This window comes from Kitasatospora phosalacinea (assembly GCF_000716545.1).
In the GTDB taxonomy this organism is placed as follows: domain Bacteria; phylum Actinomycetota; class Actinomycetes; order Streptomycetales; family Streptomycetaceae; genus Kitasatospora; species Kitasatospora phosalacinea.
In genome coordinates, this window is sequence record NZ_JNWZ01000185.1 from 1 (window position 1) to 389 (window position 389).

Annotated in this window: 1 protein-coding gene; it reads right to left on the reverse strand. The window is 74.0% G+C overall.

Translation table 11 applies throughout. From position 1 onward, the window contains the following. Positions 1-389 (reverse strand): molybdopterin cofactor-binding domain-containing protein (locus tag OO48_RS34060; protein WP_033223567.1); only part of this gene is annotated, 389 nt, incomplete at both ends.

Sequence of the window (389 nt, forward strand, 5' to 3'; positions counted from 1 at the left end):
GTCGTGCTCGTCGAGCCAGTGGGCCTCGACCTCGGTGACGTCGGCGTTGGCCGTGATGTGGTAGTCGGCGAGGTCGTGGTTGACGACGTGGCCGGTCCGCGGGTCGAGGACGCTGTTCTCGTGCAGCGCCATGGACAGCCCCATGGTCATGCCGCCGACGAACTGCGAGCGCGCCGTGCGCGGGTTGATGATCCGGCCGGCGGCGAAGACGCCCAGCAGGCGCGGCACCCGGATCTCGCCCGTGTCCAGGTGGACCCGGGCCTCGGCGAACTGGGCGCCGAAGGCGTGCGTCGCGTAGCGGTCGTCCGCCGGCCGGACGGAGCCGGACGCCTCGGCCCCGTCCGGCGGCTCCGTCCCGTACCTCCCCCGGAAGGCGCGGGCGGCCTCGA